The organism is Pacificoceanicola algae, assembly GCF_049341065.1.
Lineage (GTDB): Bacteria > Pseudomonadota > Alphaproteobacteria > Rhodobacterales > Rhodobacteraceae > Pacificoceanicola.
Genome location: NZ_JBMPIX010000032.1, coordinates 1 through 11,935, shown reverse-complemented (window position 1 = coordinate 11,935; position 11,935 = coordinate 1). Strand labels below are relative to the sequence as shown.

The window sequence follows — 11,935 nt, the reverse complement described above, 5'->3', positions numbered from 1 at the left end:
GTACACAACATGTTTGACGCACCCGGAACGGAGAGACTCGTGGCCACAGACACCATCAAGATCGGCGCACGTGGCGTTCAGGTCTATTATGGCGACACCCATGCCATCAAGGACGTGAATGTCGATATCGAAGACAAGACGGTGACGGCTTTCATCGGCCCCTCGGGCTGTGGCAAGTCGACCTTCCTGCGCTGCCTGAACCGGATGAACGACACCATCGACATCTGCCGCGTCGAAGGCGATATCCGCATTGATGGCGAAGACATCTATGACAAGCGCGTTGATCCGGTGCAGCTGCGCGCCAAGGTCGGGATGGTGTTCCAGAAACCCAACCCGTTTCCCAAGTCGATCTATGACAACATCGCCTATGGCCCGCGCATTCACGGTCTTGCCCGCAACAAGGCCGACCTTGACGAGATCGTCGAAAAGGCCCTGCGCCGCGGCGCCATCTGGAACGAGGTCAAGGACCGGTTGAACGCCCCCGGTACCGGCCTGTCGGGTGGTCAACAGCAACGCCTGTGCATTGCCCGCGCCATTGCCACCGAACCCGAAGTGCTGCTGATGGACGAGCCGTGCAGCGCGCTTGACCCGATTGCCACCGCGCAGGTCGAAGAACTGATCGACGAATTGCGCCAGCAGTATTCGGTTGTGATCGTCACACACTCGATGCAGCAGGCGGCCCGGGTCAGCCAGCGCACTGCCTTTTTCCACCTTGGGCATCTGGTGGAATTCGGCGACACCGCCAAGATCTTCACCAACCCCGAGGACCCGCGCACCGAGTCCTACATCACCGGACGGATTGGATAAGCCATGCAGGATACACATCAGCATATCTCCTCGGCCTTTGACCGCGACCTTGAGGGGATTCAGGCAAAAATCCTCAAGATGGGTGGGCTGGTCGAGGTTGCGATCCGCGACAGCGCCATTTCCCTCGAAAGCCGCGATGAAGAGCTGGCCGAACAGGTCCGCAAGGGCGACAAGGTGATCGACGCGCTGGAAGAGTCGCTGAACGACGAAGCGGCCCGGGTGATTGCCCTGCGCGCGCCCACCGCCATTGACCTGCGGGTGATCCTGTCGGTCATGCGGATGTCGGCCAATCTTGAACGCATCGGCGATCTGGCCAAGAACATGGCCAAGCGGACCGGCGTTCTGGTTCAGATGCCCTCGATCAACGGCTCGGCCACGTCGCTGCGGCGCATGGCCCGCGAGGTCGAGTTGATGCTCAAGGATGCGCTGGACGCCTATATCCAGCGCGACGAGGCGCTGGCGCTGGACGTGATCGACCGCGACCGCGAAATCGACCAGATGTACAACACCATGTTCCGCGAATTCCTGACCTTCATGCTGGAAGACCCGCGCAACATCACTGCCTGCATGCACCTGCATTTCATCGCCAAGAACGTCGAGCGCATGGGGGATCACGTGACCTCGATCGCCGAACAGGTGGTTTTCCTGACTTCGGGCAAGAAACCCGAAGAGGCACGGGTGAAAAAGGACATCACCTCAAGCGATGCCGATATGAGCCTGAAGATCGACGAGAGCGAGGATTGATCCCATGTCAGCCGATCAACCGACGGTTCTGCTGGTCGAGGACGAGCCCGCCCAGCGTGAGGTTCTGAGGTACAATCTCGAAGCCGAGGGCTTTCGCGTCGCCTGCGCCGAGAACGGCGAAGAGGGGCTGATGTTGATGGACGAGGAATGCCCCGATGTTGTCGTGCTGGACTGGATGCTGCCCAAGGTTTCGGGGATTGAGGTCTGCCGTCAGTTGAAGACCCGGCCGGAAACGCGCTCGGTTCCGATCATCATGCTTTCGGCCCGTTCAGAAGAAGTGGACCGGGTGAGGGGGCTTGAAACCGGCGCCGATGACTATGTGGTCAAACCCTATTCGGTGGTCGAACTGATGGCGCGGGTGCGCGCGCAATTGCGCCGCGCGCGGCCTGCCACCGCCGGGCTGGTGCTGGAATACGACGACATCCGCCTCGATTCCGAGACCCACCGAGTGACGCGCGGGACCGAAGCACTGAAGCTTGGCCCGACCGAGTTCCGCCTGCTGTCGACCTTCATGGAAAAGCCCGGACGGGTGTTTTCACGCGAACAGCTTTTGGATCGGGTCTGGGGGCGCGACATCTATGTGGATACGCGTACCGTTGACGTCCATGTCGGCCGTCTGCGCAAGGCATTGTGCAAACACGGCGGCGAAGACCCGTTGCGCACCGTGCGCGGGGCTGGCTACGCCCTTGGCTGAAGGTGCAGCCTGGTGGCTATGCGGGCCTTTCAGACTGCGGTACAGCGTGATCTTTCATCAGGCCAGCGCGAATTGTGCCATGCCTCAGACCACCGGACCGGTGGCCAGCTACTGATCCCTTCCCGGGTCGTTCGGATTGCTTGAAAAAAGCGCGATCTTGTTGCCTTGGGGATCGCGCAGGTAGCCAACGTAAAAATTGGGCCCATAGGCGTCGCGGAAGCCCGGTTGGCCCTCGTCTCGGCCGCCAGCGGCGAGTGCGGCGGCGTGAAGGTCGCGGACTTGTTGCTGGTCTTGCGCCTGGAACGCGACCATTGCACCGTTTCCTGCCGATGCTGGTCGTCCGTCGAAGGTCGGCTTGACGTAGTAGTCAGGTGAAACGGCAGGCTGGCCCTGATGACCGGGCAGCATATAGCTCAAGCCCTCCGGGCCTTCCTTTAACCCGTAGCCAAGGGCCAACATGAACGCCGAGTAAAAGCGCTTTGCACGCGGGATATCGTCGGCTCCGACCGTGACATAGCTGATCATGCGAATGGTCCTTTGCCGAAGGTTCGGGCATTGCGGGCGGGTCTGCCTGACGTTTCTAGACAAACGTCTCATGCGGCTCAAGATGCCGCACAAATGCATCGGCTCATGCCCGGCCATTCAAACCAATCGCCGCAGCGGGCAGGGGGTTATTTGACCAATTGGCAAATACGCCGGACCCCTGCGGCATAGCTTTCCAGACCGAGCCCCGCGATTACGCCGTCCGCGCGCATCGAGATAAATGAGTGGTGGCGAAAACTTTCGCGTTTGTGCACTTGGCTGATGTGGACCTCGATCACCGGGCCTTCGAAGGTGTTGAGCGCATCCAGAATGGCCACCGACGTATGGGTGAAAGCTCCGGCGTTGATCACGATTCCGCAGCCGTCCTCGCGGGCCTCGTGAATCCAGTCGATGATCTGGCCTTCGTGGTTCGATTGTAGCTGCCGGATGTCAAAGCCGTCGTCGGCAACACTGCGGCAAAGCGCGGCGACATCGTCCAGCGTGTCATGTCCATAGATGTCGGGCTGACGCTTGCCCAGCAGGTTCAGGTTGGGACCGTTCAGGACATAGATGGTTTTCATCGCATTTCTCGCTTGGATTGGCTTTCCTTGGACCTACCCGAGGTGCTTGGCAAAGAAAAGAGCAAGGCGCATCCGGGGCTGGCGCAGATCATCGGGCTGCCAGGGTTTGTTGTCCGTCCAAAGGGCGGGAGCGCCGGGTGAAAAAACTGCACTTTTCCCGCAGCTTCACCTATGCTGCGCCAAGCTGTCTGAACCACGAAACCGGAGGGGCCAATGGCGACTGGAACTGAAAAGAGGACACATGTGACCTCCAGCCATTGGGGGGCGTTCGAGGTTGATGTCGAGGGCGACCGGATCGTTGCAACCCGGCCCTTTTCGCAGGACCCGCATCCTTCGGCGATCCCGGCAATCCTGCCTGCTGCGGTCCACCACCGGTCCCGGGTTGCACGTCCGTCCATTCGGCGCGGCTGGTTGGAAACCCGCGACCGTCTGGGGCGGGGATCGGAGGGGTTTGTCGAACTGCCTTGGGACGAAGCCCTGGACATTGCCGGGGCCGAAATCGACAGGGTTCGGAAATCCCACGGCAACGAGGCGATTTTCGGCGGATCATACGGCTGGGGCTCGGCCGGGCGTTTTCACCATGCGCAAAGCCAGGTTCATCGCTTTCTCAACTGTGCTGGCGGCTATGTCGCTTCCTTCGGGAGTTATTCGACCGGCTGCGCACAATCGATCATGCCGCATGTCTTCGGCACGAATTTCCTGACGCTTCTCTATGAACATCAGGACAGCTGGCAGACCATCTTTGATCATACCGAAACACTGGTGATGTTCGGCGGGATCAACCCGAAGAATTCTCAGGTCAGCATGGGCGGGATCACCGAACATGAAACCGGCGGCTGGTTCGACAGGTTTGCCCAAAAGGGGATGCGCTGCATCAATGTCGGGCCGCAACGGACGGATGCGCCGGCGAACTGCGAATGGCTTCCCTTGAAGCCCGCCTCGGACACCGCGCTGATGCTGGCACTGGCCCATGTGCTTGAAAGCGAGGGTCTGACCGACAGGGCGTTCCTGTCGCGCTGCACCGTCGGGTATGAGCGGTTCAGACCCTACCTGCTGGGCGAAACCGACGGCCAGCCCAAGACGCCCGAGTGGGCAAGCCAGCTTTGCGGGGTCGCGCCGGAGGCCATCCGAGAACTGGCGCGGCGCATGGCGGGGACTCGCACGCTCATCACTCTGGCGTGGTCGCTTCAACGCGGCGAACACGGCGAACAACCCTATTGGATGTCTGCCGTACTCGCGGCGATGCTGGGTCAGATCGGACTGCCGGGCGGCGGTGTCGGATATGGCTATGGCGCCATTGGCGGGATCGGGAAATCGCTGGCCGGGCTGAGGGGTATGACCTTTTCGCAGTTTGACAACCCGGTTCAAACCGTGATCCCGGTGGCCCGTATCGGGGATATGCTGCGCAATCCCGGGAAGCCTTACGATTTCAACGGCAAACGTGGCCCTTATCCGGACATCAAGCTGATCTATTGGGCGGGGGGCAATCCGTTCCATCATCATCAGGATCTCAACGGGTTGCACGAGGCGTGGCAAAAGCCGGACACGATCATCGTGAACGAGCCGTGGTGGACAGCAACCGCCAAACGCGCCGACATCGTGTTTCCGGCGACCACGCCGTATGAGCGTGAGGACATCGGTCGCACGAACCTTGACGACTATCTGTTCCACATGCCGCAATTGATCCCGCCGGTTGGCGAGGCCCGGGACGACTATGACATCTTTTCCGGTCTGGCCCGGCGCATTGGTATCGAGACAGAGTTCACCGAAGGCAAAAGCTCTACGGAGTGGATCGCGCAGCTTTACGCCGATTTCCGTGATCGCGCGGCGGCGCAGAACGTGCCGGTGCCGGAACTGGAAAGCCTGAAAGAGCAGAACTGGGTCCGCCTGCCAATCCGCGTGGATGGACCGAACCGGACACTTTTCGCACCGTTCAGGGAAGATCCCGAAAGCGCGCCACTTGGCACGCCATCGGGCAAGATCGAGATATTCTCGCAAACCATTGACGGTTTCGCCTACGACGATTGTCCCGGCCACCCAGTCTGGCTGCCACCAGCTGAATGGTTGGGTACAGCGACGACGGCCTGTCCATTGCACCTTGTCTCGCCGCAACCGGGCGACAAGCTGCACAGCCAGCTGGAAAGCGCGCTTGCGGATGTCGATGGTTCACGGCCCGAAACGATTGTCATTCATGCGCAGGACGCATCCGAACGTGGCATCACGTCTGGTGACCTGGTGCGGGTATTCAACGCGCGCGGGGCCTGCCGGGCGCGGGCTGCCGTTTCGGACGAGATCCATCAAGGCGTCGTGGCCCTGCCGACAGGCGCATGGTTTGGCGATCCCGACGACAATATTGATCCGCATGGGAATCCAAATGTCCTGACCCTGGACGTGGGCACATCGCGGTTGGGGCAGGGGTGCAGCGCACATACAGCGCTGGTCGAGGTGGCCAAACTTGAGAGGTGACGCCGCATCTGGCCCCACAATTGACCGCCCTTGGTGCCATGCGCAGCCTCAAGACCTCACCTTGAAAAAATTTTTGTGGGCAGGGTTGATTACGTTTGAACGCAGGTCTGATTAAGCGTTTTCATGTTCGGGAAACGACGCTTGGCCTGCCTCCTGTGGCCGCCTTGAATACTTGTCTGAAAGTTTGGAAGGGTCTCACATGTTTACCAGACGCTACATGATTGCTGCTCTGTCGTCGCTGGCGGCGCCCGCATTTGTCCGGCCCGCTTTTGCCGCCCCCAGCGATTGGGACGCTTGGGATGCCGAGGTGACGCCTGCGAACTTCGATCTGGGCACCAGCAATCCTTGGGGACTGCATCCTCGATTGCTGCCGGTGCGGGTGAAGGCGAACCCGGGGCTGAAGCCGGGCGATGTCCATGTGGATGCTGTTGCACGCTACTTGTATCACATTCAGGACGACGGCAGCGCGATGCGTTACGGCGTGGCCATCGGGCGCGACGGGCTGTATGAACCCGGCGTCTATACGATCAAGCGCAAGTCGAAGTGGCCCGGTTGGACCCCGACGCCGACCATGATCAAGCGCGAGCCCGATAAATACGCCCGCTGGGAAGAGGGCATGCCTCCGGGTCCGGGGAATGCCTTGGGATCACGGGCGCTGTATCTCTATGTCGGAAATCGCGACACATATCTGCGTATCCACGGCACACCTGCGCCGCGCTCTATCGGGACACGGGCAAGCTCGGGCTGTGTGCGCATGGTGATGGCACATATCAACACGCTGTATGATCAGGTGGACACGGGCGTCACCGCCTACCTTTATCCGACTGACGGAAGCGCGCTGTAACGCGCTTTTTGATCAGCTTTGCGGTCTTGTGCAGATCGGATTGCCAGCCGCCGTGCGCAACGGCAATTGGGTGGTCTCGACCGGCCCGCGATGGGTGTACCAGTAACAACCATCCTCGGCCCGAATGCGGGCTGTAGAAAGATCCTGATACGACGCTGCGATCGAGGACACCGACTCTGGCACGGTCACAAGACCTGCCGAGCTCGCATCGCCCGTGGCTGGCACCGGCTCACAGGCTGCAAGCCCCAGGAAGATTGCCGAACCTGCAAGAAAAGCCTTGAAACTGATCATGTTGCACCCACTCCGGTAAGTCGTTCTGCGATGCAAAGTTGCATTCTATGACCAGCGCCGCAAGCCCGTCGTTTCGGCTGAGGGACAGAAGGGGCAAAGCTGTCGCGGGCATGAAACAAGGCGTGGCAGGAGCAAAGGCCGAACGACCGTCTGCGCCCTTTGTCCCCGCGCTGGATCATTGCCTGATCACATCTCGCGCAAATAGGCCTGCGATACATATCCCTTCAGCCCGGGCGCCCGATCCAAAGACACTTTGCACCAACGGGTGCTTCCGGTTTGCTCGCAACTGTCGATGCGCACAACAGTGCCGTTCGGAAGGCCCACGATCACGATGTAGCCGGTCCCGGGACCGGCGCGCATTTTCAACATGTCGTCGTCCTCGACCCCGTAAACCTCATATCGGTCGCGCCAGCCCGCAGCTGCGGGTCCGCTCATCAGAACGGTTGCCAAAATACCGGTCATCAGCGCAGTCAAGAATGTTGCGCGCATGGTTCTCTCCTGTTTTCTGCCTCGGATCTTAGTTTAGTCATTTGGACGGCCGAAAGGAACGGGAGATAGCGGCAAGCCGCACATCAGAGGTGCGACCCCGCTTAGCAAGGTAGCATTTCGTGGACCTGTCGCGGTTTTATGTCGCTCTGATTGCTCACTTAAGCGACCCTTCTTTCGAAAACCGATGGGTTTTTCATCCGAGGGCTGAGTGTCTACGGAGTTGATTTTAGACGCTATTTAAATATTCGAAGACGACGACCTCAGCAACGCGGCGTGTCCGCGTGACCGTGCCAATGCAGCTTGGCCATGATTGTCTTGAAGAAGATCTCGACGGTCGCGTTGAAGCAGCAATCGCCGGTTCCGCTCATCGACATCTTGAAGCCGCGCTGGCGCAGAACCTTGTCGTCGTCGCAGCCATTTTGGCTGCCACGATCAGTGCGCTGGATGCACCCCCAAGTGCGTTCTGTGCAGGGCGATGGCCATGTTCAGGGCCCGGACTACGAGATCACGGTTCATCCGGTTGCTGTACCACGGCCCGGCCAGCGCATTCCGCAGCAATGTCACGCGATAGGGGGGCCAGACGATGATCCCAAAATCTCCGGTAACCTGCTTGGGCGGCAGCTTGCCTGTCAAAGCCAAGCGCAAAGCTTCGCCGCGGACTCCCGGGATTGGTTTCGATGCCATTTTCTTTCTCCTTTGTGGCAAAATACCAAGTCAAATGAGCGGAACATTTCCGCGACAGGTCCACTGTTTGCATGCAAAGGGAGAGACCGATTGAGACGAGCGGCACTGAGAAAGATCGCGACGAAAAACTCCGCTCTGATTCAGTCTTGAACAGTCGGCTGGATGCGTCTAAACGAGCGTCGCATTGCCTCAATAGTTCAGATGGTAGAGCAGGTTTTTCGTAATTGGCGGGTCGCCGCTCGAATGACTTGCAAAGCCAAAGAATGCGGGGCAAATGAGAAGAACTGGTAGGGCCAAAGTAGGGTCCGGAAAGCCGCTGTAGCTCAGCTGGTAGAGCACGTCATTCGTAATGATGGGGTCGGGGGTTCGAGTCCCTTCAGCGGCACCAATTCTATAAAGAAAACAACCACTTGTACCTCCAAGAGTTCCCGAGTTGCATACAGGCCTAGACTTGGCACCTCCCTGACAAGACAGAAACCTCGCAACGCTGTATAGGCCTCGCTAAGGTCTGCTGCGATGTCACTTGGCCTGATCGATGACCCCGTCAACAAAATCGAAGATCGGGCGGAAATGCTCGAAACACTCGGCACCTAACCCTGCCACGACGTCTTTAGCGAAGGCCACCTTGTTCCCTTGAAATTTTATGCAGTTACCCGGCCTATCTGCATCTGGGACGAAGTACTCTTCCAAGCCAGGTGCATCTGCAAAGAGCAACTCGATGGGTATAGTCATGCCTGGTTTTCTCGAAGAAACGCATGGCGTCTCGTGCCGCCTGGTAGAGATCCACAAAGAAGCGCGCGTGGCTACCGGGTCGTGATTGGATGGCCAGCTCGGTCACCAAGAAGTCCGACGGTGCCAGTTGCTCACCAAAGATCTGCCCGCCGATCAGGGGGGCGAACACGAAGCCGGAGATGATGCTCAGGCGCGCTCTGCACGCGCGTTGCTTCCGGTTTTGCCTCCATGACAGACGCCTTAGTCCTACCGAAGTGGCGTGTGGTGATCGAGGTGCGTGGATGCTTCTGGCACAGGCACAGGGACTGTCCCAAGGCTACGACGCCTGCGACGCGGCCCGATTTCTGGCAGGACAAGTTTGATGCGAACGTCCGTCGTGACGAAGCGAATGTCGAGGCCCTTCTGACAGCCGGTTGGCGTGTGCTGATCGTGTGGGAGTGCGCGATGACGCCGGGACTGTCGGAGCCCGTGCTGGACGAGGTGACAGCTTTTGTCATTGGCAGCGTGCATCATGAGATTCGTTGCCGGGAAATCGGGTCCGTCTGAACGGGGCTATTGAAGGGAATACAGTGATTTCAGGAATGGCGGCGTGTGGCAGACGAAATGGTGGATGAGTCAAGCGAAAAATATGGCACGAAATCTCCTTGATGTGGTTTTCAATTCGCCTTTTTCCGGCTTCACATCGTCTATCAATTGGTTAACAATAGTTTGGATTGGCAGGGTATTTCATGGGTTTGGCGAGTGAAGGCATTATTCGGGCTGGCGGCGAGGGCAATGTCTCGGCCGCACTGAAGAATGCTTCCTTTCCGCTCCATGACGCTGCCAGCGAAGGTCGGCCTCGTGTTGTGCGACTTCTGCTGGATCGTGGACACAGCGCAACCCTACTGGATTCCGAGGGTCTGCGGGCGTCCGAAAGGGCGCGTCGGGCCGGGCATCACGCATTGGCTGACGAGCTGGAGGATCGAGAGGTTGAGAGCCTGTCGACGACTTCTGTGCATGCCGAGGTTGAGCGCCTTTCCATCAAGGAGTTAATCGGTCTCGTTCAGGGCAAGCCTGATGCCGTGACCCAAATGATTTCCGCAGGACGTGTCCATGCCATTGACGGCAAAGGGGATACAGCGCTGCATATCTGCGCAGTGCAGGGGCAGCTTAAGTTCTGCGACCAGTTGATCAAGGCCGGTGCAGATCCTGCGGCCAAGAATTTCGAGCGCAGGAAGCCGCATGATCGAGCCGCGGAGAACGGGCATGCCATGGTGGCAGGTCTGTTGCGCAGCTTGCTGCCGGATGCCACCCCGGAAGCTGCGATACCTCAGGAAAGGAAACCTGAACCCGCAAGGGCCAAGCCCGCTGCACCACAGCCGATCGCGGAGGAAATCGAAGCATCCTTCGATTTCGATGACTTCGATCTCGACTTCGAAGGCGAGGAAGAAGCAGAGGAGTTCCACCACGATATCGAGCGGGATGACTACACGGCCTCCTTCGACGCAGTAGAAGGGCGGGTCACACGTCTGGGTGACGACGATGACGCTGAATTCGACTTCGATGATGTCGGCGACACCGGATTTCGGATCGATGCCGACGATATCGTCGGACCGTTGGCGCAGACAGCCGAGAATGCGGACGGCGCTACCTTCAGATCGTTCCTCGACGTTCACAGGGGACGCAGGTCAACTGTTGAAGCGACGGCACCGTCGACGCGATACCACGCCATTTCCGAGACCGCGTTGCTGGAATGGGTCGAGAATGCCGTTATTGCGGAAGCCTGCACGGAAGAGGATGTCAACGCGCTGATCGGGGAGATCCGTGGCAGTTTCGATCCGGAAATCGTCAGGGCCAATCTGGTTCATGAGCTGACCAATCTTGGATTGCTGGTGATCGAGGATGACGCTGACGGGGCCTTTGTCGCTGGCGAGGTGCCTGATCCCGAGGATATTGACGATCTTCTGTCGTGCATCTGCAATGGTTCGAACATGCGCCCGGGCATGGAGTTCAAACCGCTGTCCGCTCGGGCAGAAGCGCGTCTGTTCCGGGAACTGGCTGCCTGCCAGCAGGAAATCTGCCGGACGCTCGTCAGCGACGCGATGCTGGTTTCTGTCGTCGTCATGCTGGGCGAGCGGGTCGATACTGGCGCTGCTGCCCCCAGCCTTTTGACCGACCTGGAGATCCAGCATCGGCGGCAGACGCCGGATGGCGAAGTGCTGTCGGCGGCGCTGTCCTATCTCGTCGGTTACCAGACGCTCCTTGAGGTGGGGCAGCGCCTCGGAGACAGGCTGGACTTGATGCAGGTGTGGCAGCGCCAGGATACATCCGGCCCTCTGTCGAGGCTCCTGTGGGAGTGGGCCTGCGTCGTGAACTCGGTCTTCACCCGCGTCGGCTCCGGGACGCAGTTCTCGGAACTAGCAAAGCGTGCGGCCACATGGGAAGCTGTGCAGGCCGCGCAGTACCCTGAGCTGTCCGAGATGGTGCCGGAACTCCGCCAGATGCAGGAGGCATGAAACTCTCCATGGATTGCCTGTCCACAGTGCGTCGAAGATCGCATTCTTGACGTCAGGCGCACTGTGCAACACAGGTGACCAACACCATGAGATGCGGTGGCGTGGTTTCCCTTGGAACCATGGCTCTGACCTGAACAGGCTAGCTAGGCTGAGTATCCTACAACCCCGGCGACCCCCATGCCGACAAACTCACTTCCAGCCGGGGCAATGTCTCAATCGCCGACAGTTTGATCGCCATGGGCGTCTCATCCCGGTATGTGGACGTGTTGGTGTTCTGAGCTTCGGCGCCTTCCACATGTCCGAAGAGGTCATATCTGGTGACCTCATGGATTTCCTTTATGTGGATCAGAGTGTTGTTGGCGAAATGGCGCAGGCTGTGGATGCACAGCTTTCGCGGGTTGCCATCCAGCGAAATTCCCATGGACTTGCGCCAACGATCGTCGAAGCGTTCTCCGAACTTCTCAACGAGAAGGGCCGGATCTTCGGCTTTTTCTCGTGCAGACCCCTTGGTAAGCGACGGCCACGCCCCATTGATTTCGCACTTGCTCGGTGTCGCGGCGGGATGAAGCGGAGGACGGTCGGTAGC

13 protein-coding genes, 1 tRNA gene and 2 pseudogenes are annotated in these 11,935 nt (G+C 59.4%); 9 read left to right on the top strand and 7 right to left on the bottom strand.

Features of this window, described 5'->3' with window-relative positions; all coding sequences use genetic code 11:
- Positions 1-9 precede the first annotated feature (9 nt).
- From pstB to phoB, 3 genes are read left to right on the top strand one after another with little or no spacing between them, the layout of a single operon-like run.
- Positions 10-807, top strand: a complete 798-nt coding sequence (pstB, locus tag ACOYQJ_RS23980) for a phosphate ABC transporter ATP-binding protein PstB (protein ID WP_422908430.1) — start codon at positions 10-12, stop codon at positions 805-807.
- Between the two features lie 3 nt (positions 808-810).
- On the top strand, positions 811-1,551 hold the full coding sequence (gene phoU, locus ACOYQJ_RS23975) for a phosphate signaling complex protein PhoU (protein ID WP_422908429.1): 741 nt from the start codon (positions 811-813) through the stop codon (positions 1,549-1,551).
- A gap of 4 nt (positions 1,552-1,555) precedes the next feature.
- Positions 1,556-2,245, top strand: coding sequence for a phosphate regulon transcriptional regulator PhoB (phoB, locus tag ACOYQJ_RS23970; protein ID WP_422908428.1), 690 nt, complete (start codon positions 1,556-1,558; stop codon positions 2,243-2,245).
- 108 nt (positions 2,246-2,353) lie between these two features.
- Here phoB and ACOYQJ_RS23965 read toward each other — a convergent pair whose 3' ends face one another.
- Both ACOYQJ_RS23965 and aroQ read right to left on the bottom strand, forming a co-directional pair.
- Positions 2,354-2,770 carry a VOC family protein gene (locus ACOYQJ_RS23965; RefSeq protein ID WP_422908427.1) on the bottom strand — a complete coding sequence of 139 codons (417 nt, stop codon included), beginning with the start codon at positions 2,768-2,770 and terminating at the stop codon, positions 2,354-2,356.
- Positions 2,771-2,916: 146 nt separating this feature from the next.
- The gene (gene aroQ / locus ACOYQJ_RS23960) at positions 2,917-3,348 is read right to left on the bottom strand and encodes a type II 3-dehydroquinate dehydratase (protein WP_422908426.1); all 432 of its coding nucleotides are present in this window, start codon (positions 3,346-3,348) and stop codon (positions 2,917-2,919) included.
- Positions 3,349-3,561: 213 nt separating this feature from the next.
- On the opposite strand from aroQ, the gene ACOYQJ_RS23955 reads away from it, so the two are divergent.
- Positions 3,562-5,814, top strand: coding sequence for a molybdopterin-dependent oxidoreductase (locus tag ACOYQJ_RS23955; RefSeq protein WP_422908425.1), 2,253 nt, complete (start codon positions 3,562-3,564; stop codon positions 5,812-5,814).
- Positions 5,815-6,013: 199 nt separating this feature from the next.
- Positions 6,014-6,658 (top strand): L,D-transpeptidase, encoded by a 645-nt coding sequence (locus ACOYQJ_RS23950; RefSeq protein WP_422908424.1) that lies wholly within the window; start codon positions 6,014-6,016, stop codon positions 6,656-6,658.
- 12 nt (positions 6,659-6,670) lie between these two features.
- Here ACOYQJ_RS23950 and ACOYQJ_RS23945 read toward each other — a convergent pair whose 3' ends face one another.
- From ACOYQJ_RS23945 to ACOYQJ_RS23935, 3 genes and pseudogenes are all read right to left on the bottom strand, one after another.
- Entirely contained in the window at positions 6,671-6,949 is a 279-nt protein-coding gene (locus ACOYQJ_RS23945; protein WP_422908423.1) for a hypothetical protein, read from the bottom strand.
- 186 nt (positions 6,950-7,135) lie between these two features.
- Positions 7,136-7,438, bottom strand: coding sequence for an SH3 domain-containing protein (locus ACOYQJ_RS23940; RefSeq protein WP_422908422.1), 303 nt, complete (start codon positions 7,436-7,438; stop codon positions 7,136-7,138).
- 158 nt (positions 7,439-7,596) lie between these two features.
- Positions 7,597-7,963, bottom strand: a pseudogene (locus tag ACOYQJ_RS23935) (IS3 family transposase); the annotation flags it as partial.
- A 471-nt stretch (positions 7,964-8,434) separates the two neighbouring features.
- On the opposite strand from ACOYQJ_RS23935, the gene ACOYQJ_RS23930 reads away from it, so the two are divergent.
- Positions 8,435-8,510: transfer RNA gene (locus ACOYQJ_RS23930), tRNA-Thr, on the top strand.
- A gap of 131 nt (positions 8,511-8,641) precedes the next feature.
- Here ACOYQJ_RS23930 and ACOYQJ_RS23925 read toward each other — a convergent pair.
- The gene (locus ACOYQJ_RS23925; protein WP_422908421.1) at positions 8,642-8,854 is read right to left on the bottom strand and encodes a hypothetical protein; all 213 of its coding nucleotides are present in this window, start codon (positions 8,852-8,854) and stop codon (positions 8,642-8,644) included.
- Positions 8,855-9,082: 228 nt separating this feature from the next.
- On the opposite strand from ACOYQJ_RS23925, the gene ACOYQJ_RS23920 reads away from it, so the two are divergent.
- The 3 genes and pseudogenes from ACOYQJ_RS23920 (at position 9,083) to ACOYQJ_RS23910 (ending at position 11,349) form a co-directional block, all read left to right on the top strand.
- The gene (locus tag ACOYQJ_RS23920; RefSeq protein WP_422908420.1) at positions 9,083-9,400 is read left to right on the top strand and encodes a hypothetical protein; all 318 of its coding nucleotides are present in this window, start codon (positions 9,083-9,085) and stop codon (positions 9,398-9,400) included.
- 182 nt (positions 9,401-9,582) lie between these two features.
- A pseudogene (locus ACOYQJ_RS23915) lies at positions 9,583-9,723 on the top strand (ankyrin repeat domain-containing protein); the annotation flags it as partial.
- 72 nt (positions 9,724-9,795) lie between these two features.
- Entirely contained in the window at positions 9,796-11,349 is a 1,554-nt protein-coding gene (locus tag ACOYQJ_RS23910) for an ankyrin repeat domain-containing protein (RefSeq protein ID WP_422908463.1), read from the top strand.
- 157 nt (positions 11,350-11,506) lie between these two features.
- Here ACOYQJ_RS23910 and ACOYQJ_RS23905 read toward each other — a convergent pair.
- Positions 11,507-11,935 (bottom strand): site-specific integrase (locus ACOYQJ_RS23905; RefSeq protein ID WP_422908419.1); only part of this gene is annotated, 429 nt, incomplete at its 5' end.